A 26,091-nucleotide genomic window follows, 5' to 3' on the forward strand; every position below is an offset into this window, starting at 1 on the left:
CCGACGGCTTTAGGGTTTGCGGCATTCTACCGACTTGCAAGCCTTTGGGGAGTCTCATGGAAGTGACCGACCTGTTGGCCCAGGCCGTGGATGCAGGAGCTTCCGACCTGCACCTGGTGGCGGGCCAGATACCGATGTTGCGCCTGGATGGCGCGTTGCAGCGCATGGCCATGCCGGCCTTGGCTGCGGCCGCCTTGAACGAAGGTATGGCGACCCTGTTGGATACGGACCAGCAACGGCAATGGGCCCAGGGTGGTGAACTGGACCTGGCGCTGGAACTGCCCATGCTGGGGCGCTTTCGGCTGAACCTGTATCGCCAGTTGCATGGCTTGGCAGTCACCTTTCGCCTGATCCCGGGGCGCATCGCCACGCTCGATGAGCTCGAGCTGGAGGATGTGTTTCAAGCTGTTGCGCAGTGCCAGGATGGCCTGATCGTGGTAGGTGGGCCAACCGGCAGCGGCAAGTCCAGCACCCTGGCGACATTGCTCGACCAGCTGAACCGGAGCCGGGCGCTACACATCATCACGCTTGAAGACCCGATCGAAGTCATCCACAGCAGCCAGCGCAGCCTGGTCACCCAGCGTGAGATCGGCCGCCATTGCGAAGGTTATCCACAGGGGCTACGCAGTGCGCTGCGCCAGGACCCGGATGTGATCATGATCGGCGAACTGCGCGACCTGGAAACCATCCGCCTGGCGTTGCGCGCAGCCGAGACCGGCCACTTGGTGCTGGCAACCGTGCACACCCGCTCGGCGGCCAACAGCATCGACCGCCTCGTGGAGGTGTTTGCGGCCGAAGAGAAGGCGCTGGTACGGACGATGCTGGCTGATGTGTTGCGCGTTGTAGTGGCGCAGGTGCTGGTCGGGCGTTTGGGTGGCGGACGGGTTGCTGCGCGGGAGGTGCTGGTGGCGACGCCAGCGGTGCGCAATCTGGTGCGGGAGGGACGTATGGCGCAATTGTGTTCGGTGATGCAGGCGGGTGGTGCAGAAGGGATGCGGACGATGGAGGCGGCGTTGCGGGTGTTGAAGGGGAAGGGAGTGATCAAGGATTGCTAGTTTTTCATCGGCCCCATCGCCGGCTAGCCAGCGATGGGGACAACAAAGCAGGCCGAGGAGCGATCAGCGCTTGGCCAGGTTCAGCTGTGGCTGTTCTTTCGGCAGCACCCGTTTGGCCACTACATAGTGCTTCTGCCAGTAAGGTTTGCTCAGGGTGTCGATGCTCACCCGTTTGCCACGGCGCGGGGCATGGATGAAGCGGTCATTGCCCAGGTAGATGGCAACGTGGTTCACCCGACGGCTCTTGATATTGAAGAAGATCAGATCACCAGGCTTGAGGTCACCCTTGGCCACCTTGACCCCGTGGCCCTGGGCCATGGCGTTCGAGGTCCGCGGCAGGTCGACGTCGGCGACATCATTGAAGGCGTACTTGACCAGGCCGCTGCAGTCGAAGCCTTTCTTCGGGCTGCTGCCGCCCCAGACATAAGGGGTGCCTAGCACATTCACCGCACGGCTGAGCACATCGCTGCTCTGCTTCGGCGACATGGCAATGGCTGGCACGCTGCGGCTGCTGCTGGCTGCATTGCCTGGACGGGTACGCAGCGCGGTCTGCTTGACCGGCGCGTGTCTCACCGAGGCGTTGGCGGTGTAGCCGGTGAAACCATTGGGAAGACGTTGCTCACGATTGGTGGCGTGGGCGGCCAGGGGCAATAATAGGCAGAGGGTCAGCCATGTCTTGAGTAAAGGCGGCATAGATGAAGCTCTTATGAATAGTTGTGTTAGGCGCGCAACTTTATAACAGCTTTTTGATCAATCTTTGATCCGTTGGTCGACTGGCCGGGGACCGTACGTCGGCCTGCGACGAGAAAGTCACATTTTTTTTTAGAAAATTTTTGGATAAGCCGCAGGAGCTATGCATGAACAGTTATCAACAGGGAGCGCCGTTTCACGATACCCACAGCAAGACCATTGGCTACCTGTTGTGGATTTTCGGCTTCACCGGGTCGCATCGCTTCTACTACGGCAAGCCCGTTACCGGCACCATCTGGTTCCTGACCCTGGGCCTGCTGGGCATCGGCTGGTTGATCGACCTGTTCCTGATCCCGTCCATGGACCGTGAGGCCGACCTGAGGTTCCAGTCCGGGCGCATCGACTACAACATCGCCTGGATTCTGCTGACCTTTCTCGGGGTGTTCGGCCTGCACCGGTTGTACCAGGGCAAGTGGGTGACCGCGATCATCTACTTCTTCACCGGCGGGCTCTGCCTGGTGGGCGTGCTGTACGACTTCTGGACGTTGAACAGCCAGGTGTCCGAGCGGAATGCGGGACGAGCTTGAGGGCCCAGGGCGCGTTGCAGCCCATCGCGACACGTGGCCGCTCCTGAAAGGAGCGCGACCACCCGACAGGATTTGCCCGATGCCTGTAGAAGCAGGCTTGTGTCGCGACAGGGGCGCAAGGCGCCCCACACAGGTTACTGGCGAGTCTGCCGCTGTTGCAGCAACAGGTTGCTGAAACCGGCCCCGGCCAGTTGCTTCTGGGCCCCGGTCAGCTGTTCGCGGTTACTGAACGGGCCGACCATGACGCGGTACCAGGTTTCGTCCTTGACCGTGCCCGATTCCACCTTCACCGCCTGGCCCAGCAGGATGATCTGCGCGCGTACCTTGTCGGCGTCAGCCTGCTTGCGGAACGAGCCGGCCTGCAGGAAGAACTGGGTGGTTGCCGCCGGCTTGATCACCGGTGGTGCCGGTGGCGGGGTCTGGCCCATCAACGCCGCCTGGGCGCGCGCCGTGTCGATCTTCGCCGCTTCGGCAGGGGTCACCGGTGTCACCGGCTGGGCCGGGACGGGCGGTGTTTTCTCGGGTACGGCTTCCGGCGGCACGATCACCTCGGTCTCCGGCAGCAGGGTATAGAAGTCATACTTCGGCTTCACCGGCTGCTGCGGCGTGGCCGGCGCCGCCTTGCCGGCCTCGGCCACTTTCTCTGACTTCTGCTGCTCGGGCTTGGCCCGCTTGATGTCTTCGCCACCAGGCTCGAGCTTCATCAGGAACACGATGAACGCGCCTACGGTCAGGCCGACCGCCAGCCATACCCAGCCGGGAATCGGCTGCTTGGCCGGTGCCGTCTGGCGGCTGGCGCCGCGTTTTGGGGCAGGTTTTTTTTTGGCAGCCAACTTACATGCGCTCCAGGGTTTCCAGGCCGAGCAGTTCCAGACCTTGCTTGAGGGTGCGGCCAGTCAGGGCTGCCAGGCGCAGGCGGCTCTGCTGCTGCTCTGCCGTTTCGGCGGCGAGGATCGGGCAGTTCTCGTAGAAGCTGGAGAACAGCCCGGCCAGGTCGTACAGGTAGCTGCACAGCACATGCGGCGTGCCCTTGTCGGCCACGTTATTGAGGATTTCGCCAAACTGCGCCAGGCGCGCGGCCAGGTCCTGTTCGTGCGGCGCCTGCAGCACGATGTTGCCTTCGACCTGGTCGAAGCCCTTGCCCAGCTTGCGGAACACGCCGGCCACGCGGGTGTAGGCGTACAGCAGGTAAGGCGCGGTGTTGCCTTCGAAGTTGAGCATCAGCTCGAAGTTGAAGCTGTAATCGCTGGTGCGGTGCTTGGACAGGTCGGCGTACTTCACTGCGCCGATGCCCACCACTTCACCGATGCGGCGCAGCTCCTCGTCGGCCAGGCTCGGGTTCTTTTCCTTGACCAGCGCATAGGCGCGCTCCTTGGCCTCGGTGAGCAGGTCGATCAGCTTCACGGTGCCGCCGTCACGGGTCTTGAACGGGCGGCCGTCGGCGCCGTTCATGGTGCCGAAGCCCATGTGTTCCATCTGCATCGGGTGGCCGACGAAGCCTGCACGGCGGGCGACCTCGAACACCTGGTTGAAGTGCAGGGCCTGGCGCTGGTCGACGAAGTACAGGGCGCGGTCGGCCTTGAGCACATTGCTGCGGTAGCGCACGGCGGCCAGGTCGGTGGTGGCGTACAGGTAGCCGCCGTCGGCCTTCTGCACGATCACCGGCAGTGGCTCGCCTTCGCTGTTCTTGAATTCCTCGAGGAATACGCACTGGGCGCCCTGGTCTTCGACCAGCAGGCCCTTGGCCTTGAGGTCGGCTACCACGTTGGCCAGGTCGGCGTTGTAGGCGCTCTCGCCCATCACGTCGGCCATGGTCAGCTTGACGTTGAGCAGCTCGTAGGTCTTCTGGCAGTGCGACAGCGAGATGTCCTTGAAGCGTGTCCACAACGCCATGCAGTCCGGGTCGCCAGCCTGCAGCTTGACCACCAGGCCGCGCGCCCGGGTGGCGAACGCTTCGGACTCGTCGAAGCGCTTCTTGGCGGCACGGTAGAAGTTTTCCAGGTCCGACAGCTCGTCGCTGGTGATCGGGTTTTCTTCCAGGTAGGCCAGCAGCATGCCGAACTGGGTGCCCCAGTCGCCGACGTGGTTCTGGCGGATCACCTCGTCGCCGAGGAATTCCAGCACGCGCGCCACGCTGTCGCCGATGATGGTCGAACGCAGGTGGCCGACGTGCATTTCCTTGGCCAGGTTGGGTGCCGACATGTCGATCACCACCTTTTGCGCAGGGCCGGCCTTGCGTGCCCCCAAGTGGGCGTCGGCCAGTGCGGCATCCAGGCGGTTGGCCAGCGCGGCGGTATTCTGGAAGAAGTTGAGGAAGCCAGGGCCGGCGATCTCGACCTTGCTGATGTCGGCGCTGGCGGGCAGGGCATCGATCAGTTTTTCCGCCAGGTCGCGTGGTTTCATGCCGGCCGGCTTGGCCAGCATCATGGCGATGTTGCTGGCGAAGTCGCCATGGGTCTTGTCCCGGGCGTTTTCCACCTGGATCGCCGGCGACAGCCCTTCAGGCAGCACACCGTCGGTGACGAGTTGGGTGAGGGCTTGCTGGATCAGCTGGCGAATGGTGTCTTTCATGGGGATCTCTTTTCGACCGCAAGCGCGGTGGAGCGCTTCGATGCGCAGGTGGAAAAACTGGGCATTATCCGTGGCCGGGAGCGGGTTGCCAACCTTTGGGCCGCAAAGCGGACCCGGTTTCAGTACAGGTCTACCGGGTCGACATCCACAGACCAGCGCACCTGGCGCCCGCTCGGCATCTGCTCCAACACTAGCAACCAGGCGCTGATCAGTCGATGCAAAGGCGCGCGGCTATTGGCCTGTATCAACAGTTGCGCGCGGAACCGCCCGGCTCGCCGCTCCATCGGGGCCGGCACCGGCCCCAGCAGCTCGATGCCTGCCAGGCCATGCTCGGCTACCAGGCGCTCGGCCGCGGCGCAGGCCTCGTCGAGGAAACCTTCGGCCTGCCCGGGCCGGTGCGCTTCGGCGCGCAGCAGCGCCAAGTGCGAGTAGGGCGGCAGCCCTGCCGCCCGGCGCTCTTGCAGGGCCTGCTCGGCAAAGGCGAAGTAGCCTTGTTCGGTCAGTTGCACCAGCAGAGGATGGTCGGCCAGGTGGGTCTGGATGATGACCTTGCCAGGCTCTTCGGCACGCCCGGCACGCCCGGCAACCTGCACGATCAGCTGTGCCATGCGCTCGCTGGCGCGGAAATCGCCGGAGAACAGCCCGCCATCGGCATCCAGGATGGCCACCAGGGTCACCCGTGGGAAGTGGTGGCCCTTGGCGAGCATCTGCGTGCCGACAAGGATGCTCGGCTGGCCGCGCTGGATGGTGCTGAAGAGGTGGTGCATGGCGTCCTTGCGCGCCGTGCTGTCGCGGTCCACGCGCAGGGTCGGGTAATCCGGGAACAGCACCTTGAGGCGCTCTTCGGCCCGTTCGGTGCCGGCGCCGACCGGGCGCAGGTCGACGTGGTTGCATTGTGGGCACTGCTGCGGCAGACGTTCGTCATAACCGCAATGGTGGCAGCGCAGCACGCCGGAGCGTTGGTGCACGGTCATGCGCGCGTCGCAGCGCGGGCATTCCGACAGCCAGCCGCAGTCGTGGCACAGCAAGGTCGGGGCGAAGCCGCGGCGGTTGAGGAACACCAGCACCTGCTGGCCCGCTTCCAGTGTCTGCCGGATGGCCTGCTGCAATGGGCCGCTGATGCCACTGTCCAGCGGCAGGCTCTTCACGTCCAGGCGCAGCATGCGCGGTGGGCGTGCGCCGCCGGCGCGCTGGTTCATGCGCAACAGGCGGTAGCGCCCGTTGAGGGCGTTGTGCAGGGTTTCCAGCGACGGCGTGGCCGAGCCGAGCAGGATGGGGATGTTTTCCTGGTGGGCGCGCACCAGCGCCAGGTCGCGGGCGTGGTAGCGCAGGCCTTCCTGCTGTTTATAGGAGCCGTCATGTTCTTCGTCGATGATGATCAGGCCGGGGTTCTTCATCGGCGTGAACAACGCCGAGCGAGTACCGATGATGATGTCCGCTTCACCATCCCGTGCCGCCAGCCAGGCGTCCAGGCGCTCGCGGTCGTTCACCGCCGAATGCAGCAGGGCGATGCGGGCGTTGAAACGCTGCTCGAAGCGCGCCAGGGTCTGCGGGCCGAGGTTGATCTCCGGAATCAGCACCAGTGCCTGTTTACCGGCTTCCAGGGTCTCCCGGATCAATTGCAGGTAGACCTCGGTCTTGCCACTGCCGGTCACGCCAGCCAGCAGGAACGCCGCGAAGCCGCCGAAGCCTTCGCGCACGGCATCAAAGGCCTCGCGTTGCTCTTCGTTGAGCGGTAGCTCAGGTTGAGCCAGCCAGTGTTCGTGGCGCAACGCCGGCAGGTGGCGGCGCACCTCGATCTGTACCAGCTCCTTGGCCAGCAGCAGGTCGAGGCTGTCCTTGTTCAGGTTGAGTTTGGCCAGCAGGCTGTGGGCCACGCCGTGCGGGTGCTGGGCCAAGGTCTTGAGGGCGTCGCGCTGGCGTGGGGCACGGGCGATGCGCGGGTCTTCCAGGCGGGCACCGGGGGCGACATGCCAGAAGCGCTCCTGGCGCATCTCGGCCGGTTCGCCCTGGCGCAGCAGCGTTGGCAGGGCCCAGCTCAGGGTGTCGCCCAGGCTGTGCTGGTAGTACTGGGCGGTCCAAAGGCACAGCCTGAACAGCGACGGCGGGATCGGTGACACCGGGTCGAGCAGGGCGCTGGCCGGTTTCAGCTTGTCTGCCGGCACTTCGCTCTGTTTGCAGACCTCTACCAGCACGCCGATCATTTCGCGACGGCCGAAAGGCACGCGGATACGCATGCCCGGGGCCAGGGCCTGGCGCGCCATGCTCGCCGGTGCCTTGTAGTCGAACAGGCGACGCAGCGGGGAGGGCAGGGCAAGGCGCAGGATGACGTCGGACACGCGGAAAGTCTCGGAGGGCGTTTCAAGAACTGGCGAGCCTAGCAGACGACAGTCGGTGCAAGCGACAACTTGCACTGGCGCGACGCTCTGGTATTATTCGCCGCCTAATTACGTGCGGTATTCAACAATTGGTGTTGGGTGGCGGCACGCAGCTCGAGGAAGTGACCATGAAAGCAGATATTCATCCGAACTACGAAGTAGTTGCAGTCACCTGCAGCTGCGGCAACAAGTTCGAAACTCGTTCGACCCTGGGCAGCACCCTGGCGATCGACGTTTGCAACCTGTGCCACCCGTTCTACACCGGTAAGCAGAAAGTCCTGGACACCGGTGGTCGCGTACAGAAGTTCGCCGATCGCTTCGGTATGTTCGGTACCAAGAAGTAATCATGCGCATGGCGAACCCCTCGGGTTTCGCATTGCTGCAAAAAAGGGCGCCCCTTGTGGGCGCTTTTTTTATGGGCCTCTTCTGGCACCTGCCGGCCCAGGCGTTCTGCCCGCTGCCGGACAGGCCGCAACAGGTGGCGGTGCGCCAGGTGGTCGATGGCGATACCTTGCGTCTGGTCGACGGCCGCAGTGTGCGGCTGATAGGCATCAATGCCCCTGAAATCGGCCGTAACGGGCGTAGCAGCGAACCCTACGCGGAGGCCGCCAAGCGGCGCCTGCAGGCATTGGTCAAGGCCAGTGACGGGCGTGTCGGTCTGGTGCCTGGCATCGACAGCAAAGACAAGTACGGCCGAACCTTGGCGCATATCTACGCCAGCAGTGGCGACAATCTGGAAGCACAATTGCTCGTTGAGGGTTTGGGCTATCGGGTGGCGGTTGCCCCTAATGTGCGTCTCAGCGCTTGCCACCAGCTTGCCGAGCAGGCGGCGCGCAAGGCTGGCGCCGGGCTGTGGCGACGCTCGCCTGTGCTGCGTGCCGAAGAGCTGCGGCAGTCCGGTTTCGCCGTTGTCGCTGGCCGTATCCAAGCTGTGCAGCGCAACCGTGGCGGAGTTTGGCTGAACCTGGACGATGCCGTGGTGCTGCAGGTTCCCGCTCGTCTGCAACGTAACTTCCCCGCCAGCTTCTTCGATAACCTCAAGGGACGCCAGGTCGAGGCGCGCGGTTGGGTGCTGGATCGTTCCCGCAAGGGCGGGCTCAAGCCAGGGCAGCGGCGCTGGGTGTTGCCATTGACCGATCCAAGCATGTTGGAGCGTATTTCAGGCTAAAAGTTGTAGACATTTCGCTATTGGATTGTACACACTGTCAGGCGTATGCCCCGTGGGTTATAGCGTAAAGTCGTAGGCTAAAGGCCTTGACACAAGTGACCGGCCAGTCTTGTGGCTACCCGGCTCTTTGCGTATCCTCGGCGGTCCGTCAGAACAGTAAACAGCGGAATGCCCACCATGTCAGACCTGAAAACCGCCGCTCTCGAATATCACGCCCAACCTCGTCCGGGGAAACTGAGCGTCGAACTCTCCAAGCCCACCGCCACCGCTCGCGACCTCGCCCTGGCCTACAGCCCAGGCGTTGCAGAGCCGGTGCGTGAAATCGGCCGTGATCCGGAGCTGGCCTACAAATACACCGGCAAGGGCAACCTGGTTGCGGTGATTTCCGATGGCACTGCCATCCTCGGTCTGGGCGACCTCGGCCCGCTGGCCTCCAAGCCGGTCATGGAAGGTAAAGGCGTACTGTTCAAGCGTTTCGCCGGTATCGACGTGTTCGACATCGAAGTCGAATCGGAAAGCCCGCAGGCGTTCATCGACACCGTTCGCCGTATCTCGATCACCTTCGGTGGCATCAACCTCGAAGACATCAAGGCGCCTGAGTGCTTCGAAATCGAGCGCACCCTGATCGAGCAGTGCGACATCCCGGTGTTCCACGATGACCAGCACGGTACCGCCATCGTGACTGCGGCCGGCATGATCAACGCCCTGGAAATCGCCGGCAAGAAGCTGGAAGACGCCAAGATCGTCTGCCTGGGTGCTGGCGCTGCCGCCATCTCCTGCATGAAGCTGCTGGTGAGCATGGGCGCCAAGGTCGAGAACATCTACATGATCGACCGCAGCGGCGTGATCCACGCTGGCCGCGACGACCTGAACCAGTACAAGGCGCAGTTCGCCCACGCGACCGACAAGCGTACCCTGGCTGACGCCCTCAACGGTGCCGACGTGTTCGTAGGCCTGTCGGGCCCGAACCTGCTGAGCGCGGAAGGCCTGAAGTCGATGGCTGCCAACCCGATCGTGTTCGCCTGCTCGAACCCGGACCCGGAAATCTCGCCGGAGCTGGCACACGCCACCCGCAGCGACGTGATCATGGCTACCGGCCGTTCCGACTACCCGAACCAGGTCAACAACGTACTGGGCTTCCCGTTCATCTTCCGCGGTGCCCTGGACGTGCGCGCCAAGCGCATCAACGAAGAAATGAAGATCGCTGCCGCCATCGCCCTGAAGGACCTGGCCAAGCTGCCAGTACCGAAGGAAGTCTGCGAAGCCTACGGCGTCGAAGGCCTGGAGTTCGGCCGTGAGTACATCATTCCGAAACCGCTGGACGCCCGCCTGATCACCGTCGTTTCCGACGCCGTGGCCAAGGCTGCCATCGAATCCGGCGTAGCGACCCTGCCGTATCCGAAGCACTACCCGCTGAAGAGCGTGGATGACGTGTTCAACGGCTGATTGCAGCTGGGCGACACAAAAAAGCCCCGGCTCGCATGAGCCGGGGCTTTTTGTTTGTCGCTGTCCCGATGGGTGTAGCCCCACCGGGGGCTTCAGAACAGATCCATCGGTGCCGCTTCATCCGCTGGCAGCGGGCTGCCAGGCGCCGCTCCGGTGCCCAGCTCGTCCACCGAAGGCGGCGAGTCCTCGGCCTTGAACAGCTCGAAGTAGGCATTCGGCGTGCTTGGCGAGGCGGCCCGGCCGCTGACCGGATCGACGCGCAGGCTGAGGATGCCCTCCGGCTCCGCAGGTGGATGTTCAGGCTTGTCCTTGAGTGCCGCCCCCATGAAGCTCATCCAGATCGGGAGAGCCGCCGTGCCGCCGTATTCGCGACGACCAAGGGTTTCCGGCTGGTCGAAGCCGACCCACACGGTGGTCACGTAGTCGGCGTTATAGCCGGAGAACCAGGCGTCCTTGGACTCGTTGGTGGTACCGGTCTTGCCGGCCAGGTCGGTACGGCCCAGGGCCAGCGCCCGGCGGCCGGTGCCGCGCTTGATCACATCCTGCAGCATGCTGGTAAGGATGTAGGTGGTACGCCCGTCGATGATCTGTTCGGCCACGGCTGGCGCCTGCGGTGCTGCAGGTGTCACCTGGCTGAAGGCAGGCGTTTCACCCGGCATGGCTGCGGTACTGATCGGCTGTTCGGGCGCCGCCAGGCCAGCGTGGTCCTCGGCGCCTTGCGGTACCCGCGCCGGATTGGCGGTGAACAGGGTTTCGCCGCTGCGGCTCTCGATGCGCTCGATCAGGTACGGTGTCACCTTGTAGCCGCCGTTGGCAAATGTGCTCCAACCCGTGGCGATTTCCATGGGGGTCAGCGTAGCGGTGCCCAGGGCCAGCGACAGGTTGCGCGGCAGGTCCTGTTTGTTGAAGCCGAACTTGGCAATGTAGTCGATGGTGCGGTCCACGCCCATGGCCTGCAGCAGACGGATCGACACCAGGTTACGCGACTTGTACAGGGCCTCGCGCATGCGGATAGGGCCAAGGAAGGTGTTGGTGTCATTCTTCGGTCGCCAGACCTTGTCCAGGTACTCGTCGACGAACACGATCGGCGCATCGTTGACCAGGCTGGAGGCGGTATAACCGCTATCCAGGGCGGCACTGTAGATGAACGGCTTGAAGCTGGAGCCCGGCTGGCGCTTGGCCTGCATGGCGCGGTTGTAGTTGCTCTGCTCGAACGAGAAGCCGCCAACCAGCGCGCGGATGGCACCGCTGTAAGGGTCGAGGGTGACCAGCGCACTCTGGGCGCCAGGTACCTGACTGAATTTTAGCTTGCCATCCTCCAGGCGCTGGACACGTACCAGGTCGCCGACCTGGGCTACATCTGCCGGTGATTGCGGTGAGCGGCCCTGGGCATTGCTGTTGATGAACGGCCGGGCCCACTTCATGGTGTCCCAGGCCACCAGTTCTTCCTGGCCGCTACGGGTCAGCACCTTGAGGCCAGTCTTCTCGACCTGGGTAACGATGGCCGGCTCCAGCCCCCCCAGCGTGCGCTGCTTGCCCAGTTCCTGCAGCCAGGCCGCCTGGGTGCGGCCCGGGAAACGTGCTTCCGGCCCGCGGTAGCCGTGGCGCTCGTCATACTCGCAGAGGCCGTTGAGGATGGCCTTGTTGGCCATTTCCTGCATGTCACTGGGCACCGTGGTGGTGACGCGGAAGCCTTCGGTGTAGGCCTCGCTGCCATAACGGCCGACCATTTCGGCGCGGGCCATTTCCGCGATATAGGGTGCGTTCACTTCCGGGGTGGGCACGTGATAGCTGGCATTCAACGGCTCGGCCAGGGCTGCCTGGTAGCTGGCTTCGTCGATCTTGCCCAGCTTGTACATGCGACCGAGGATCCAGTCGCGGCGCTCCTTGGCGCGCACCGGGTTGGCCAGCGGGTTGAAGCGCGACGGGGCCTTGGGCAGCCCGGCGATCATCGCCATCTGCGCCAGGCTCACATCGCGAATCGACTTGCCGTAGTACACCTGCGCCGCGGCATCGATACCGTAGGCGCGGTTGCCCAGGTAGATCTTGTTCACGTAGAGCTCGAGGATCTCGTCCTTGGTCAGCTCGCGTTCGATCTGCAAGGCCAGCAGGATTTCGTTGGTCTTGCGCGAGAAACTGCGTTCGCTGGTGAGGAAGAAGTTTTTCGCCACCTGCATGGTGATGGTGCTGCCGCCGGTCTGGATGTGCCCGGTTTTCACCAGCTGGGTCGCGGCGCGCATCAGGCTGCTGGGGTCGACACCGTAGTGATTGAGGAAATTGTCGTCCTCGGCCGACAGAAGCGCCTGGATGAATTGTGGGGGGATCTCCGCAAAGCGGATCGGCGAGCGGCGCATTTCGCCGAACTCGGCAATCAGCTTGCCGTCGCTGCTGTACACCCTCAGGGGGATCTGCAACTGGATGCTTCTGAGCGAATCGACCGAGGGCAGGCTGGGGCTAAGATACAGAAACGCACCGCTCACACCGAGTACGAGCGCGCAGATGACTGCGACGGAAGACCACCAGAAGAACTTCAGCAGGCGTATCAAGGCTTTTCGGTGTCCAGGTTGGGAGTGGATTGCACGCGGGTCCGGCGGACCAAAAAACGCTGGGCATTATAAGCATTTTTTAGCCCCTCCGGGTTACCGGTCAGGCTGCCCGTCGCCTCGAAGCGCCGGCGCGGCCCGGTATTGGCGGGGTTGCTACAGGTTGCTGCGACTACGACAAGGAAGCCACGATGCTAGGACGCTTCGGCAAGGATGCGGGTTCACTCGTGGGGGTGGAAATTGCCCCTGATTCTGTTCGGGTCGTGCAACTGCAGCGGCGCGGCCGGCGCTACCGGGTGCATGCCTCTGCGCAGGAGCCGTTCGAACTGTCGCTTGGCAAAGACTGGCTGGCAGAGCCCGCGACGGTGGTGGCCGCCTTGCGGCGCGCCTGGCGCCGCAGCGGCCTGGGGCAGCGCCGGGTCGCGCTGGCGCTGCCGGCCAACTTGGTGATTTGCAAGCTGTGCCAGCTTCCAGCGGGTCAGGATGAGGCGGAAATGGAGGCCCAGTTGCTGGCGGACGCAGAGCGGTTGTTCCCTTTTCCGTTGGAAGACCTGGCCCTGGATTTCCAGGTCATCGGGGGCTCCGGCGTTCAGCCAGGTTGCGTCGAGGTGATGGTGGCTGCATGTCGGCAGAGCGCGATGACGCCCCTCGAAGCCATCGTCGCCGAGGCGGGGTTGCAGTTGGAGGCCGTGGAGGTCGACAGCATTGCCCTGTGCCGCCTGTTGCCAGATAGCGACGCCGAGACAACAGCGCTGCTGCGTATCGAAGCGCACGGCGCGACGCTTTATGACTGGCAGCCGGGGCGGCTGTACCAGCGCCGGGACCTGCAAGTGGCTGGAGCAGGTATGAAGGAGCGGTTGCCCGAGTACCTGCACGCGCTGCTTGCCGATGGGCCCCGGCCCGCGTGCCTGTGGCTTGCCAGTTGCACCCCGATCGACCCGGGCTGGCTGCAAGGCCTGAGTGCCCGGCTGCACATGCCTTGTCGGCATCTGCCCGGCCTGGCTGGGCTTGAGCACGTCGATGGCTCGATGATCCTGGCTTGCGGCCTGGCACTTGGCGGGCTGCAGCCATGATGCGGCTGAACCTGCTGCCCTGGCGCGAACGGCAGCGCCAGGCCGTACTCCGCCGTTTGCGCCGACAGCTGGTCGCTGGCGCACTGTTGGCCCTGGGTGCGGTGACACTGGTCGACCAGCTGGCCCGCCAACGCGGCGAGCACCTGGCCCTTGCCAACAGCCGGCGCGAGGCAGCCATTGGCCTGTTGAATGAACAACTGCAGCCGCTGGCCGATGTGCGAGAGCGGCATGAAACCCTGCTCGCCCGCGCGACGTCACTGGAAAGCTTGCGCGCCGATCAGGATGTACTCGCTGACGTGTTCGCAGACCTTGAGGCTGCGTTGCCCCAAGGCATTCAGTTGCTCGATCTCAGCCTTGAAAACGGTCGCCTGCAGGTGACCGGGCTGGCCACGTCCGGTGCCGTGGTCGCGCAGTTCATGCGCGACCTGGACCGCTCGAGTGCACTGCTCGACCTGGAACTCAAGCGCATCAAAAGCCTGCCGGGTGGCGATGAGTTTCTACTCAGTGCGCGTGTTTCGGCGTTCTGGTCATGAATGCGGCAAAGCTGCTGGCCTGGCTGACCGCGGTCGGTAGTACCAATCGTTTCAGGCAACTGGCGCCAATACTGCTGGCCGTGGCGCTATTCGGCCTGGGCTGCATGATCCGCCTGCCGGCGCCGTTGCAGCAGCAGGCACACGAGGCAGCCCGGCACGCCGAGCTGACCGGGCAACAGGCCGCCAATGCTGCGCGGGTGGGCGAGCTGGAGCAACTGCAGGCGTCCGTGGCGCTTGCCGAGCAACGTTTGGGGGAGGCTCAGTGGCAGCTGGCGGCCGGCGAGGGCATGAGTGATCTGCTCGACCGCCTGGCGGCAATGGGGCAGGCCCATGGTCTGCTCATCGAGCAGGTCGTCGTACAGGAAGGCGAACAACAGGCCGGCTTTCGCCGGGTACCTCTGGAGCTGCAGTTGGTGGGGCGCTACACGGCCTTGCGCCAATGGCTGGGTGATTGGCTGGGCCAGGCGCGAGTGTTGCGCGGCGATTACCTGCGGCTGGCTGCAGCCGATGGGCTGCCTGGCCTGCTGCGCCTTCAGCTGCGGGTTGATACCTATCAGGCGCTGGCACCCACGCCGGCACCCGCCGTGCTGGCGCGGATGCCGGCCAGGGCTGCTACGCCTGTACCAGCGATCGACCCGTTCGCCCCAGGGGCGTCGCGGCTGCCGAGCGACGGGCTGGCCAGCGTGCCGTTGGCGCAGTTGGAAATGGTCGGCAGCCTGTCGCGCGGAGCCATGCATGAAGCGCTGCTGAGGGTAGCTGGCAGGCTCTACCGTGTGCGCCTGGGCGACCGGGTGGGACGTGACCAAGGCGTAGTGACGCAAATCGACCCGCGTCAGGTCGAGGTGCGCGAAAGGCTGTTCATGGCGGGAGGTTGGCGCGAGCGCACGGCCTTCCTCACCCTCGCAAAGCGCCTGGGCAAGGAGGCCCCGGATCAGAATGAAACGAGTGATGAAGTTGGGGCTGGTAGCCCTGCTGTCGACCCGGCTGGCATCGGCCACGCCGTACCAGGGTGAGCCGCTGTCGCTGAACTTCCAGGATGTGGAGGTCCGCGCGGTGTTGCAGGTGCTGGCAGATTACGCCGGCGTCAACCTGGTGGCCAGCGATGCCGTACAGGGCAATGTCACCTTGCGCTTGCAGGACGTGCCGTGGGACCAGGCGCTTGATCTGGTGCTGCGCAGCAGAGGGCTGGCCCGGCGCCAGGAAGGCAATGTATTGCTGGTGGCACCTGCGTCCGAGCTTGCCACGCAATCGCTCGATACCCGCGTGGAGCAGGCATTGGAGGCGCAATTGCAGCCGTTGCGCCGGGAGCTGCTGCCCATCCACCATGCCAAGGCTGCCGATCTGGCGGAGTTGCTGATGGCGAGCCTAGCTGATGACGGCATTCTCGCCGGGCGCGGCAGCCTGAGTGTCGATGAGCGCACCAACACGCTGGTGGTGCACCAGCCGGCCGAGCGCCTTGCCGAATTGCGGCAACTGGTGGCGCAGTTGGACGTGCCGGTACGCCAGGTGGTGATCGAGGCGCGTATCGTCGAGGCCAACGTTGATTACGAGAAGAGCCTCGGCGTGCGCTGGGGCGGGCCGCTTTACCTGGAGGGCCCGCAACCGGGCAAAGACCTGTTCGTCGACCTCGGCCTGGAGCGTGCCGGCAGCAGCATCGGCCTCGGCCTGCTGCGTGGGGGCGTGCTGCTCGACCTCGAGCTTAGCGCCATGGAAAAGAGCGGCAACGGTGAGATCATCTCGCAGCCCAAGGTGGTCACGGCCGACAAGGAAACCGCCAGGATCCTCAAGGGCACCGAGGTGCCCTACCAGGAAACCAGCAAGAGCGGCGCCACTTCGGTCGCGTTCCGCGAAGCCTCGCTGTCGCTGGAGGTGACCCCGCAGATCACCCCGGACAACAAGGTGATCATGACCGTCAGGGTGACCAAGGACGAGCCGGATTACGTCAACGCACTGAACAATGTGCCGCCGATTCGCAAGAACGAGGTCAATGCCAAGGTTCGCGTCATGGATGGCGAAACCATCGTGATCGGCGGCGTGTACTCGACTTCGCAAAACAATGTGGTCGACAAGGTGCCATTTTTCGGCGATCTGCCGTATGTTGGGCGGCTGTTTCGACGCGATGCATTACAAGAGAAAAAATCCGAGCTGCTGGTCTTCCTGACTCCGCGTATCATGAGTGACCAGGCGATTGCTGTGAGTCGTTGATTCTGTGCGAAATTTGATACTTGTGGGACCCATGGGTGCTGGTAAAAGCACCATCGGACGCCTATTGGCCAAAGAGCTGCGCCTGCTGTTCAAGGATTCCGATAAGGAAATCGAACTGCGCTGCGGCGCCAACATCCCGTGGATTTTCGACAAGGAAGGCGAGCCGGGTTTTCGTGACCGTGAACAGGCAATGATCGCCGAGCTGTGCGCACTCGACGGCGTGGTCCTGGCAACCGGCGGCGGTGCGGTGATGCGCGAGGCCAATCGTCAGGCACTGCGCCGGGGTGGGCGGGTGATCTACCTGCATGCCTCGGTGGAACAACAGGTTGGCCGTACCGCGCGCGACCGCAATCGCCCCCTGCTGCGCACGGCCAATCCCGAGGCAACCTTGCGTGCCCTGCTGGAGACCCGCGACCCGCTTTACCGCGAAATCGCCGACCTGGTGGTGGAAACCGACGAGCGGCCACCACGCATGGTGGTGATCGACATTCTCGAGCGCTTGCAGCAGTTGCCGCCCCGGTAACCCGGGACTATTCTCGGCCACCAGCGCCGAGGCGAGGTTGAACGTTACCGTGTGGCGCCGCCGCGAAGGCGCCGCGCTCAAGTACATTGTGGGGATACATGCAGACACTTAAGGTCGACCTGGGCGAGCGTAGCTACCCGATCTACATTGGCGAAGGCCTGCTGGACCAGCCCGAGTTGCTGGCGCCGCATATTGCCGGGCGGCAGGTTGCCATCGTTTCCAACGAAACCGTCGCGCCGCTGTATCTCCAACGCCTGAGCAAGACCCTGGGTGCCTATTCGGTACTGCCGGTGGTGTTGCCCGATGGCGAAGCCCACAAGAACTGGGAAACCCTGCAACTTGTCTTCGATGGCCTGCTGACGGCGCGACACGACCGCCGTACCACCGTAGTCGCCCTGGGTGGCGGCGTGATCGGTGACATGGCCGGGTTCGCCGCGGCCTGCTACCAGAGAGGCGTCGACTTCATCCAGGTGCCGACCACCCTGTTGTCCCAGGTCGATTCCTCGGTTGGCGGCAAGACCGGCATCAATCACCCGCTGGGCAAGAACATGGTCGGTGCCTTCTATCAGCCCAATGCGGTGCTGATCGATACCACCACCCTCAAGACCCTGCCGGCACGCGAACTGTCCGCAGGGCTGGCGGAAGTGATCAAGTATGGCCTGATCTGCGACAAGCCCTTCCTCGCCTGGCTCGAAGATAATATGCAGGCGCTGCGTGCCCTCGACCCGACGGCGCTGACCGAAGCCATCCGCCGTTCCTGCGCGGCCAAGGCCGCAGTGGTAGGGGCTGACGAACGCGAGTCAGGCGTGCGGGCCACGTTGAACCTGGGGCATACCTTCGGGCATGCCATCGAGACCCACATGGGCTACGGCGTGTGGCTGCACGGCGAAGCCGTCGCAGCGGGCACGGTGATGGCCCTGGAAATGTCCATGCGCCTTGGCTGGATCAACCAGGCCGAGCGCGATCGCGGAATCCGCCTGTTGCAGGACGCAGGTTTGCCGGTGGTGCCACCACAGGAAATGACCCCGGCGCATTTCATGGAGCACATGGCGGTCGACAAGAAGGTGCTCGACGGCCGTCTGCGTCTGGTGCTGCTGCGCCAGATGGGCGAGGCCGTAGTGACCGACGACTATCCGAAAGAGATACTACAGGCCACGTTGTCGGCGGATTACCGCGCGATCGTGGCCCAGCTTTGAGGTTGTGACAGCGCAATGACCAGTTTGCATGCCGATGAGGCCTTTCTCGACCATTACCAGTTGAGCCACGATCCGTTCGCACCCCGCGTGCCCGGTTTCAAGTTCTTCCCGGCCCAGCGCAAGCCCGTGCTCGGCCAGTTGCACCACCTGGCGCGTTACAGCCAATTGATGCTGGTGGTCAGCGGCCCGCTGGGCAGCGGCAAGACCCTGCTGCGCCAGGCCCTGGTAGCCAGCACCAACAAGCAGACGGTGCAGAGCGTCGTGGTGTCTGCCCGCGGTGCCAGCGACGCGGCCAGTGTCCTTGGCCAGGTCGCCCAGAGCCTGGATGTGGCACAGCCGGAAATGCAGGCAATCCTGGCCAAGGTGGTGCAATTGGCACTGACCGGCCAGGAAGTGTATTTGCTCGTGGACGATGCGGAACAACTTGACGAGTCGGCACTCCAAGCGTTGCTGGAATTGGCCGCAGGCGTACCGGAGGGGCGCCCGCATGTGTTCCTGTTCGGTGAACCTTCGCTGATTGCCGGGCTGGATGAGCTGAATATCGAGGAAGAACGCTTCCACATCATCGAGCTCGCCCCCTACAGTGAAGAAGAAACCCGCGAGTACCTGGAGCAGCGCCTGGAAGGTGCTGGCCGGGGCATCGAGGTGTTCACCCGCGAACAGATCGTCGATATCCATGAAAACTCTGACGGTTGGCCTGGCAACATCAACCAGGTCGCCCGTGACACTTTGATCGAAGCCATGATCGCCAGCCGCTCGACGGCCAAGCGACCATCCATGGGGTTCAAGATGCCTAAAAAACACGTGCTCGCGTTGTCCGCTGTGGTCGTGGTCGCCGTAGCGGCCGCGGTATTGATGCCCAGGAAAGGCGACAAGGCGCCCGCCGAGGCGCCCGTCGCCCAGGCACAGCTGCCGCTGGGTGAAGGCCAGGGCAATGGTGGCAACCCGGCCATCGAGTTCTCGGGTTCGTCCCAGCCGATGCCGCTACCACTGGTTGGCCAGTCGCAGCCGGTGATGCGCGAGCCGCTGGCCCAGGCTGCCGGCATGGGCGAGGGCGAAGAGGGCAGCCCGGCCGGTGATACCGCGCTGCAGCCTGGCAACCCGCCGCCTACCGTGACCACCATCGCCCCGCCGCAGGGTGTGCAGGCGGGGCCGGCGCCAGTACCTGCCCAGCCTGTCGCCGTTGCGCCAGCCCAGCCGGTACAGCCACAGCCGGTTGCGCCTGCGTCCAAGCCTGTCGCAACCCAGCCTGTCAAGCCGGTTGCACCAGCCAAGCCAACCCCGGCGCCGACCCAGGTCGCCGTGGCCAAGCCAGCCGCCAAGCCTGCCGAGAAGCCAGCTGTTGGTGGCAGTGGCAACAGTGGCTGGTACGCCGGGCAGAAGCCGGGTAATTACGTGGTGCAAATCCTGGGTACCAGCTCCGAAGCGTCGGCCCAGGCCTTCGTCAAGGCCCAGGGTGGCGACTATCGCTACTTCAAGAAAAACCTCCAGGGCAAGCCGCTGTACGTCGTCACTTACGGCAACTTTGCCAACCGTGATGCGGCGGTTGCGGCAATCAAGAACTTGCCAGCGAAGGTCCAGGCTGGTAAACCTTGGCCACGTACCGTCGGCAGCGTTCAACAAGAGCTTGCCACGGCTCGCTGACTACCTTCCGGGCGGCCACACCCCGCTGCCCAGTTGCTGAGCGATTACAGAACTTCGACTAGCCTGCTGCGCCCGAGCGCGGCAGGCTTTTCTGTCCCAGACTGCCGGCCACAAGCCTTACTTGCAGTCATGGCTGAAACGCTTCAGACTCGAGCCAAGCCGCTATCACGGCGCATGGCGTAAAAACATTCAAAATTGCGACATAAATTTTCAATGGTGAGACATGAAAATTTGTGAGCATCGCTGTCGCTGTGCAACAATGGTTTTCCATGGCCACCGCAAAAAGCTGGCGTTTGATCGGCGTGGATGGTAAGTGGTTGTTAAAAAAGAGATTTACCTCCGTTGAGAGGTGAACCTGGTGAGAATGTGTCTATGAAAACAGGTCTGTACCATCCCGAAGAATTCAAGGACAACTGTGGTTTTGGCCTGATCGCCCACATGACGGGCGAGCCGAGCCACCACCTTCTGCAAACCGCCATGCAGGCATTGACCTGCATGACTCACCGCGGCGGCATCAACGCCGACGGCAAGACCGGTGACGGTTGCGGCCTGCTGATGCAGAAGCCCGACCAGTTCCTGCGTGCCGTGGCCCAGGAGCATTTCGCCGTCGAGCTGCCCAGGCAATATGCCGTCGGCATGGTGTTCTTCAACCAGGACCCGGTCAAAGCCGAAGCTGCGCGTGCCAACATGGACCGCGAAATCCTCGCCGCCGGCCTCAAGCTGGTCGGCTGGCGCAAGGTGCCGATCGACACCAGCGTGCTGGGTCGCCTGGCCCTGGAGCGCCTGCCGCAGATCGAGCAGGTGTTCATCGGCGGCGAAGGCCTGAGTGACCAGGAATTTGCCATCAAGCTGTTCAGTGCCCGTCGCCGTTCGTCCGTGGCCAACGCCCACGACGCCGACCACTACATCTGCAGCTTCTCGCACAAGACCATCATCTACAAAGGCCTGATGATGCCGCGCGATCTGGCGGCGTTCTATCCGGACCTGGGTGACGAGCGCCTGCAAACCGCGATCTGCGTGTTCCACCAGCGCTTCTCCACCAACACCCTGCCGAAATGGCCGCTGGCGCAGCCATTCCGCTTCCTCGCCCACAACGGCGAAATCAACACCATCACCGGTAACCGCAACTGGGCCATGGCCCGTCGCACCAAGTTCGCCAACGACCTGATCCCCGACCTCGAAGAGCTTGGCCCGCTGGTCAACCGCGTCGGTTCCGACTCCTCGAGCATGGACAACATGCTCGAGCTGATGGTCACCGGTGGTATCGACCTGTTCCGTGGTGTGCGCATGCTGGTACCGCCAGCCTGGCAGAACGTCGAGACCATGGACGCCGACCTGCGCGCCTTCTACGAATACAACTCCATGCACATGGAGCCGTGGGATGGCCCGGCCGGTATTGTCATGACCGAAGGCCGCCACGCGGTGTGCCTGCTCGATCGCAACGGCCTGCGCCCGGCGCGCTGGGTAACCACCAAGAACGGCTACATCACCCTGGCGTCGGAAATCGGCGTATGGGACTACAAGCCCGAGGACGTCATCGCCAAGGGCCGGGTCGGCCCGGGGCAGATCTTCGCCGTCGACACCGAAACCGGTCAGATCCTCGACACCGATGCGATCGACAACCGCCTGAAGTCGCGCCACCCGTACAAGCGCTGGCTGCGTCAGCACGCCACGCGCATCCAGGCGACGCTGACCGATGACCAGGGCGTGGCCAGCTACGACGCTGACCAGCTCAAGCAATACATGAAGATGTTCCAGGTTACCTTCGAAGAGCGTGACCAAGTGCTGCGCCCGCTGGGCGAGCAGGGCCAGGAAGCGGTCGGTTCGATGGGGGACGACACGCCGATGGCGGTGCTGTCGCAGCGCGTACGCTCGCCGTACGACTTCTTCCGCCAGCAGTTCGCCCAGGTGACCAACCCGCCGATCGACCCGCTGCGCGAAGCGATCGTCATGTCGTTGGAAATCTGCCTCGGCGCCGAGCGCAACATCTTCCAGGAGTCCCCGGAGCACGCTTCGCGGGTAATCCTCAGCTCGCCGGTCATCTCGCCTGCCAAGTGGCGGTCGCTGATGAACCTGGAGCGCGAAGGCTTCGACCGCCAGCTGATCGACCTCAACTATGAAGAGAGCGTCGGCCTGGAAGCAGCCATCCGCAACATCGCCGACCAGGCTGAAGAAGCGGTGCGCAGCGGCAAGACCCAGCTGGTGCTGAGCGACCGCTACATCGCCCCGGGCAAGTTGCCGGTGCATGCCTCGCTGGCCGTTGGCGCGGTGCATCACCGCCTGACTGAACAGGGCCTGCGCTGCGACAGCAACATCCTGGTGGAGACTGCCACGGCCCGCGACCCGCACCACTTCGCCGTGCTGCTGGGCTTCGGTGCCTCGGCCGTGTACCCGTACCTGGCCTACGAAGTGCTGGCCGACCTGATCCGCACCGGCGAAGTGCTGGGTGACCTGGACGAAGTGTTCAAGTACTACCGCAAGGGCATCTCCAAGGGCCTGTTGAAGATCCTGTCGAAGATGGGCATCTCGACCATCGCCTCGTACCGCGGTGCGCAGCTGTTCGAAGCCATCGGCCTGTCCGAGGAAGTGGTTGGCCTGAGCTTCAAGGGCGTGTCCAGCCGCATCAAGGGTGCGCGCTTCGAAGACCTGGAAAGCGACCAGAAGCTGCTGGCTGCCGAAGCCTGGAGCGCGCGCAAGCCGATCCAGCAAGGCGGCCTGCTGAAGTTCGTCCACGGTGGCGAATACCACGCCTACAACCCGGACGTGGTCAATACCCTGCAGGCTGCGGTGCAGCAGGGCGACTACGCCAAGTTCAAGGAATACACCACGCTGGTCGACCAGCGCCCGGTATCGATGATCCGCGACCTGCTGAAGGTGAAGGTGGCTGACCAGCCGCTGCCGCTGGAGCAGATCGAGCCGCTGGAGGCCATTCTCAAGCGCTTCGACTCCGCTGGTATTTCGCTGGGCGCATTGTCGCCAGAGGCGCATGAGGCGTTGGCCGAGGCCATGAACCGCCTGGGTGCGCGCTCCAACTCTGGCGAGGGCGGTGAAGACCCGTCGCGCTACGGCACTATCAAGAGCTCGAAGATCAAGCAGGTAGCCACCGGTCGCTTTGGCGTGACCCCGGAATACCTGGTCAATGCCGAAGTGCTGCAGATCAAGGTTGCCCAGGGCGCCAAGCCCGGCGAGGGCGGCCAGCTGCCAGGCGGCAAGGTCAACGGCCTGATCGCCAAGCTGCGCTACGCGGTGCCGGGTGTGACCCTGATTTCGCCACCACCGCACCATGACATTTACTCGATCGAAGACCTGGCGCAGCTGATCTACGACCTCAAGCAGGTCAACCCGCAGGCCCTGGTGTCGGTCAAGCTGGTGGCCGAAGCTGGCGTCGGCACCATCGCTGCCGGTGTGGCCAAGGCCTATGCGGACTTGATCACCATCTCGGGTTACGACGGTGGTACCGGTGCTTCGCCGCTGACCTCAATCAAGTACGCTGGCGCCCCGTGGGAACTGGGCCTGGCCGAAACCCACCAGACCTTGCGCGGCAACGACCTGCGCGGCAAGGTCCGGGTGCAGACCGACGGTGGCCTGAAAACCGGCCTGGACGTGATCAAGGCGGCCATTCTCGGCGCCGAAAGCTTCGGCTTCGGCACTGCACCGATGATCGCCCTGGGCTGTAAGTACCTGCGCATCTGCCATCTGAACAACTGCGCTACCGGCGTGGCCACCCAGAACGACAAGCTGCGCAAGGACCACTACATCGGCACCGTCGACATGGTGATCAACTTCTTCACCTTCGTTGCCGAAGAAACCCGTGAGTGGCTGGCCAAGCTGGGCGTGCGCAGCCTGGGCGAGTTGATCGGGCGTACCGACCTGCTCGATGTACTGCCAGGCGACACCGAGCGCCAGCAGTACCTCGACCTGTCGCCGCTGCTGGGCAGCCCGCACATTCCGGCGGACAAGCCGCAGTTCTGTGAAGTCGACAAGAACCCGCCGTTCGACCAAGGCGAGCTGGCCGAGAAGATGGTTGAAATGGCCATGCCGGCCATTCGCGACCAGGCCGGTGGTGAGTTCAGCCTCGACATCTGCAACTGCGACCGCTCCATCGGAGCACGTGTATCGGGCGAAATCGCCCGCCTGCACGGCAACCAGGGCATGGCCGCGGCACCGATCACCTTCCGCTTCAAGGGCACTGCGGGCCAGAGCTTCGGCGTGTGGAACGCCGGTGGCCTGAACCTGCACCTGGAAGGCGACGCCAACGACTATGTCGGCAAGGGCATGACCGGTGGCAAGGTCACCATCGTGCCGCCAGCCGGCAGCCCGTTCGAAACCCAGCACAGCGCCATCGTCGGCAACACCTGCCTGTACGGCGCCACTGGCGGCAAGCTGTTCGCCGCCGGTACCGCGGGCGAGCGCTTCGCTGTGCGTAACTCTGGCGCCCACGCTGTTGTCGAGGGTACTGGCGATCACTGCTGTGAATACATGACCGGCGGCTTTGTCTGCGTCCTGGGCAAGACCGGTTACAACTTCGGTTCTGGCATGACTGGCGGCTTCGCCTACGTGCTCGACATGGACAATACCTTCGTCGACAAGCTCAACCACGAGCTGGTGGAAATCCAGCGGATCAGTGGTGAAGCGATGGAGGCCTATCGCAGCCACCTGGCGCGGGTCCTTGCCGAGTACGTCGAGGAGACCGGCAGCGAGTGGGGGCGTGAGCTCTCGGAGAACCTGGACGACTACGTGCGGCGCTTCTGGCTGGTCAAGCCAAAGGCGGCCAACCTGAAGCAACTGCTGTCCAGCACCCGTGCCAACCCGCAGTAACAACAGCTGCAAGTGACGGCCCCGTGCGCGGGGCCTGTCGTGCTCAAGTGATCGTCTTGCAGCTTGCAGCCTGAGGCTGGCAACTGCGGTAAAGAGGTTTTGAAAAATGGCTGAACGTCTGAACAACGACTTCCAGTTCATCGAAGTGGGCCGCAAGGACCCGAAGAAAAAGCTGCTGCGCCAGCGCAAGAAGGAGTTCGTGGAAATCTACGAACCGTTCAAGCCGCAGCAGTCCGTGGAGCAGGCGCACCGCTGCCTGGGCTGCGGTAACCCGTATTGCGAATGGAAGTGCCCGGTCCACAACTTCATCCCCAACTGGCTGAAGCTGGTCTCCGAAGGCAACATCCTGGCGGCGGCCGAGCTGTCGCACCAGACCAACACCCTGCCGGAAGTGTGCGGCCGCGTATGCCCGCAGGACCGCCTGTGCGAGGGTGCCTGCACCCTTAATGACGGCTTCGGCGCGGTAACCATCGGCTCGGTCGAGAAGTACATCACCGACACCGCCTTCGCCATGGGCTGGCGCCCGGACATGTCCAAGGTCAAGCCAACCGGCAAGCGCGTCGCCATCATCGGCGCCGGCCCCGCCGGCCTGGGTTGTGCCGACGTGCTGGTACGCGCTGGCGTGACCCCGGTGGTATTCGACCGCAACCCGGAAATCGGCGGCCTGCTGACCTTCGGCATCCCCGAGTTCAAGCTGGAAAAGACCGTGCTCAGCAACCGCCGCGAAGTGTTCACCGGCATGGGCATCGAGTTCCGCCTGAACACCGAGGTGGGCAAGGACGTGACCATGGAACAACTGCTCGCCGAGTACGACGCGGTGTTCATGGGCATGGGCACCTACACCTACATGAAGGGCGGCTTCCCCGGTGAGGACCTGCCGGGCGTGCATGACGCGCTGGACTTCCTGATTGCCAACGTCAACCGCAACCTGGGCTTCGAGAAGTCGCCGGAAGATTTCGTCGACATGCAGGGCAAGAAGGTGGTGGTGCTCGGGGGTGGTGACACCGCGATGGACTGCAACCGCACCTCAATCCGCCAGGGCGCCAAGTCGGTGACCTGTGCCTACCGTCGTGACGAGGCGAACATGCCGGGTTCGCGCCGTGAGGTGAAGAACGCCAAGGAAGAAGGCGTGAAGTTCCTGTACAACCGCCAGCCAATCGCCATTGTCGGCGAAGACAAGGTCGAAGGCGTGAAGGTGGTCGAGACCCGTCTGGGCGAGCCGGATGCCCGTGGCCGTCGTAGCCCCGAGCCGATTCCTGGTTCCGAAGAGATCCTGCCGGCCGATGCCGTGGTGATCGCTTTTGGCTTCCGCCCAAGCCCGGCGCCTTGGTTCGAGCAGCATGGCATCCAGTTGGACAGCCAGGGCCGCGTGGTGGCCCCGGAGAAGGGCAAGTTCAAGCACCAGACCAGCAACCCGAAAGTATTTGCCGGTGGCGACATGGTGCGCGGTTCGGACCTGGTGGTAACGGCAATCTTCGAGGGCCGTACTGCTGCCGAGGGTATCCTCGACTACCTCGAAGTCTGATCGTATGTTGGGCCGCATTGCGGCCCATCGCGACGCAAGGCCGGGTTACCCGCGAAGCAGACACCGCTGTGGATGGCACGGGCTTCGCCCGTGTTCGCGAGCAAGCCCGCTCCCACAGGGGCCGCGCCAGCTTTTG

Annotated in this window: 19 protein-coding genes; 14 read left to right on the plus strand and 5 right to left on the minus strand. The window is 63.9% G+C overall.

All coding sequences use genetic code 11. The annotated features are described in order from the left end of the window. Positions 1-56 precede the first annotated feature (56 nt). Positions 57-1,055, plus strand: coding sequence for a type IV pilus twitching motility protein PilT (locus tag QSV36_RS17710; protein ID WP_289133556.1), 999 nt, complete (start codon positions 57-59; stop codon positions 1,053-1,055). 63 nt (positions 1,056-1,118) lie between these two features. Here the strand turns inward: QSV36_RS17710 and QSV36_RS17715 are convergent, their stop codons facing one another. After that, positions 1,119-1,748: a C40 family peptidase gene (locus tag QSV36_RS17715; RefSeq protein ID WP_289133557.1), complete on the minus strand. Its 630-nt coding sequence runs from the start codon at positions 1,746-1,748 to the stop codon at positions 1,119-1,121. 164 nt (positions 1,749-1,912) lie between these two features. Here QSV36_RS17715 and QSV36_RS17720 point away from each other — a divergent pair, with 164 nt between their 5' ends. Beyond that, entirely contained in the window at positions 1,913-2,332 is a 420-nt protein-coding gene (locus tag QSV36_RS17720; RefSeq protein ID WP_225779601.1) for an NINE protein, read from the plus strand. Between the two features lie 134 nt (positions 2,333-2,466). Here the strand turns inward: QSV36_RS17720 and QSV36_RS17725 are convergent, their stop codons facing one another. The 3 genes from QSV36_RS17725 to QSV36_RS17735 form a co-directional block, all read right to left on the minus strand. Continuing rightward, positions 2,467-3,165, minus strand: a complete 699-nt coding sequence (locus tag QSV36_RS17725; protein WP_289133558.1) for an SPOR domain-containing protein — start codon at positions 3,163-3,165, stop codon at positions 2,467-2,469. Position 3,166: 1 nt separating this feature from the next. Next, a complete protein-coding gene (gene argS, locus QSV36_RS17730; protein ID WP_289133559.1) occupies positions 3,167-4,903 on the minus strand; it encodes an arginine--tRNA ligase in 1,737 nt (578 codons plus the stop codon). A 119-nt stretch (positions 4,904-5,022) separates the two neighbouring features. Then, positions 5,023-7,242 (minus strand): primosomal protein N', encoded by a 2,220-nt coding sequence (locus QSV36_RS17735; RefSeq protein ID WP_289133560.1) that lies wholly within the window; start codon positions 7,240-7,242, stop codon positions 5,023-5,025. Between the two features lie 167 nt (positions 7,243-7,409). Here QSV36_RS17735 and rpmE point away from each other — a divergent pair, with 167 nt between their 5' ends. From rpmE to QSV36_RS17750, 3 genes are all read left to right on the plus strand, one after another. Next, positions 7,410-7,625: a 50S ribosomal protein L31 gene (gene rpmE, locus QSV36_RS17740; protein ID WP_003257833.1), complete on the plus strand. Its 216-nt coding sequence runs from the start codon at positions 7,410-7,412 to the stop codon at positions 7,623-7,625. Positions 7,626-7,627: 2 nt separating this feature from the next. Beyond that, the gene (locus tag QSV36_RS17745; protein WP_289133561.1) at positions 7,628-8,449 is read left to right on the plus strand and encodes a thermonuclease family protein; all 822 of its coding nucleotides are present in this window, start codon (positions 7,628-7,630) and stop codon (positions 8,447-8,449) included. Between the two features lie 177 nt (positions 8,450-8,626). Continuing rightward, positions 8,627-9,895 carry a malic enzyme-like NAD(P)-binding protein gene (locus QSV36_RS17750; protein ID WP_289133562.1) on the plus strand — a complete coding sequence of 423 codons (1,269 nt, stop codon included), beginning with the start codon at positions 8,627-8,629 and terminating at the stop codon, positions 9,893-9,895. 92 nt (positions 9,896-9,987) lie between these two features. On the opposite strand, the gene QSV36_RS17755 is transcribed toward QSV36_RS17750, so the two are convergent. Next, a complete protein-coding gene (locus tag QSV36_RS17755) occupies positions 9,988-12,438 on the minus strand; it encodes a penicillin-binding protein 1A (protein ID WP_502945720.1) in 2,451 nt (816 codons plus the stop codon). Between the two features lie 191 nt (positions 12,439-12,629). Between QSV36_RS17755 and pilM the strand changes: the two genes are divergently transcribed. From pilM to QSV36_RS17800, 9 genes are all read left to right on the plus strand, one after another. After that, positions 12,630-13,511 (plus strand): type IV pilus biogenesis protein PilM, encoded by an 882-nt coding sequence (gene pilM, locus QSV36_RS17760; protein ID WP_289133564.1) that lies wholly within the window; start codon positions 12,630-12,632, stop codon positions 13,509-13,511. Further along, entirely contained in the window at positions 13,508-14,044 is a 537-nt protein-coding gene (locus QSV36_RS17765) for a PilN domain-containing protein (RefSeq protein ID WP_289133565.1), read from the plus strand. Before pilM ends, QSV36_RS17765 begins: the two co-directional genes overlap by 4 nt. Continuing rightward, positions 14,041-15,057: a pilus assembly protein PilP gene (locus tag QSV36_RS17770; RefSeq protein WP_289133566.1), complete on the plus strand. Its 1,017-nt coding sequence runs from the start codon at positions 14,041-14,043 to the stop codon at positions 15,055-15,057. The genes QSV36_RS17765 and QSV36_RS17770 overlap by 4 nt, the downstream gene beginning before the upstream one ends. Next, entirely contained in the window at positions 14,981-16,249 is a 1,269-nt protein-coding gene (locus QSV36_RS17775; RefSeq protein ID WP_289133567.1) for a type IV pilus secretin PilQ, read from the plus strand. The genes QSV36_RS17770 and QSV36_RS17775 overlap by 77 nt, the downstream gene beginning before the upstream one ends. A 4-nt stretch (positions 16,250-16,253) precedes the next feature. Continuing rightward, a complete protein-coding gene (aroK, locus tag QSV36_RS17780; protein ID WP_225779590.1) occupies positions 16,254-16,772 on the plus strand; it encodes a shikimate kinase AroK in 519 nt (172 codons plus the stop codon). Between the two features lie 98 nt (positions 16,773-16,870). Further along, entirely contained in the window at positions 16,871-17,968 is a 1,098-nt protein-coding gene (aroB, locus tag QSV36_RS17785; protein WP_289133568.1) for a 3-dehydroquinate synthase, read from the plus strand. Between the two features lie 15 nt (positions 17,969-17,983). Next, entirely contained in the window at positions 17,984-19,612 is a 1,629-nt protein-coding gene (locus QSV36_RS17790; protein WP_289133569.1) for an AAA family ATPase, read from the plus strand. A gap of 372 nt (positions 19,613-19,984) precedes the next feature. After that, a complete protein-coding gene (gltB, locus tag QSV36_RS17795; protein WP_225779587.1) occupies positions 19,985-24,430 on the plus strand; it encodes a glutamate synthase large subunit in 4,446 nt (1,481 codons plus the stop codon). Positions 24,431-24,536: 106 nt separating this feature from the next. Further along, positions 24,537-25,955, plus strand: a complete 1,419-nt coding sequence (locus tag QSV36_RS17800) for a glutamate synthase small subunit GltD family protein (protein WP_013974599.1) — start codon at positions 24,537-24,539, stop codon at positions 25,953-25,955. Positions 25,956-26,091: the final 136 nt, after the last annotated feature.

This window comes from Pseudomonas sp. BCRC 81390 (genome assembly GCF_030341915.1).
GTDB lineage: Bacteria > Pseudomonadota > Gammaproteobacteria > Pseudomonadales > Pseudomonadaceae > Aquipseudomonas.